This is a genomic window from Pseudoroseomonas cervicalis ATCC 49957 (assembly GCF_000164635.1).
In the GTDB taxonomy this organism is placed as follows: domain Bacteria; phylum Pseudomonadota; class Alphaproteobacteria; order Acetobacterales; family Acetobacteraceae; genus Pseudoroseomonas; species Pseudoroseomonas cervicalis.
In genome coordinates this window covers 162303-164013 of record NZ_GG770782.1, presented here as the reverse complement: position 1 = coordinate 164013, position 1711 = coordinate 162303, and the positions used below count along the sequence as shown (strand labels likewise).

Sequence of the window (1711 nt, the reverse complement as noted above, 5' to 3'; positions counted from 1 at the left end):
GGCCGCCGGCTGAATCCGCCGCGCCCAGAAGGGGCGCGCGGCCGCGCGGGGGCGCTGGCCCCTGCGCTTCCTTGCCGTGAACCACGGCAATCTCGGAAAAATACCGGCGCCGGTGATGGCCGCGGCGATTGACGCCGCGGCCATTGCCATGACATGGTTTCCGCAGTTTCCCGGACAAGTGTTCGTATTCCGAACATCAACCGGGAGAGAGGGAAGGCGTCCATCCGGAACAGCACCGCCGGGCCGATCGGCCGGCGGGGGCGGCGGCCGCCTTCCGCCCTTTGCTCATGCCAAGCCGCGCGGCCATGCATCGCCGCGGCACCGGAGGATGTCTCAGATGAACAGGCGAACCCTTCTCGGGCTCGGCGCGGCGGCGGCCGCTGGCGGGCTGCTCAAGGCCCCGGCGGTCTGGGCCCAGGATGCCTGGCCGCGCGCCCGGCCGATCCGGCTGGTCTGCCCCTTCGCCCCCGGTGCCGCGACCGACGCCATGGCGCGGCTGGCGGCGCAGAAGATCACCGAGAAGCTCGGCGCCAATGTGGTGGTCGAGAACCGCACCGGCGGCGGCAGCGTCATCGGCGCGCAATCGGTGCAGCAGGCGCCGGCCGATGGCTACACGCTGCTCGGCTCCAGCCTGACGCACACCATGCTGAAGCATGTGCTGCGCAACGTGCCCTTCGATCCGCTGACGGATTTCGCGCCCATCGCCCGCACCGGCCGCGGCCCGCTGATGATGGTGATGACGCCGAAGCGCCCGCCCATGGGCATCGCCCAGATCGTCGAGGCGGCGAAGAAGAGCCCGGCCGACTGGACCTTCGCCATCTCCTCGCTCGGCGCGCCGGGGCATCTGGCCACCATCGACTTCAACCGCCGCACCGGCGCCAATATCGAGGGCACCTCCTATCGCGGCACGGCGCCGGCGCTGCTCGATGTCGCGGCCGGCAATGCGCATGTGATGATCGACGCCACCTTCGCCCTGCTGCAGGCGGCGCGCAGCGGCCAGGTCCACCCGATCGGCATCTCGACGCGCGAGCGCTCGGCCCTCGCCCCGGAGATCCCGACGCTGATCGAGGCCGGGCTGCCGGATTTCGAATTCTATTCCTGGTACGGCGTCTGGGCGCCCAAGGGCACGCCCAGCGCCATCTGCGACACGCTGAACGGCGTGCTGACCGAGGCGATGCGCGATGCCGACGCGGCCGAGCGGCTGAAGAGCCTGGTGGTCGAGCCGGTGTCGCAGACCGTGCCGGAGATGCGCGCCTATATCGAGGCGGAGGTGAAGCGCAACGCCGAGTTGCTGCGCATCGCCAATTTCCAGCCGGAGTGAGCCGGCGGCGCGGCGCGGCGCGGGCCGCGCCGCCCGAAGCTTTCCCCCATGACAAGGTTTCGCGCGGCTGCTAGCCAGGGCGCCGGATGATGCGCCACGCCCGATCGCTGCTCGGCCTGCTGTCGCTGCTGCTGCTCCTGCAATGGGGGGTGGGGCTGGTGCCGCATCTGCGCGCCATGGCGGCCACCTCCTCCGACGCCATCGTCATCTGCTCGCCGGACGGGATGCGCACGCTGCATCTCGATGCCGAGGGGCAGCCGACCGACCCGGACAAGGCGCCGGGCATGGGCTGCTGCATGCTCTGCCCCGGGCCGCTGGCGCTGGGCGCGCCGCAGACCGGGCCGGTGCCCGCCCCCGTGGCGCTCTGGCAGCGCCTGCTGGCGGCGCGGC

General features: G+C 71.9%; 2 protein-coding genes. Both read left to right on the top strand.

What is annotated here, in order from left to right:
• The first annotated feature begins 337 nt into the window (after positions 1–337).
• Positions 338–1321, top strand: a complete 984-nt coding sequence (locus HMPREF0731_RS17155) for a Bug family tripartite tricarboxylate transporter substrate binding protein (RefSeq protein WP_040613815.1) — start codon at positions 338–340, stop codon at positions 1319–1321.
• Positions 1322–1410: 89 nt separating this feature from the next.
• Positions 1411–1711: hypothetical protein (locus HMPREF0731_RS25700; protein WP_211207951.1), on the top strand; the 301-nt coding region annotated here is incomplete at its 3' end.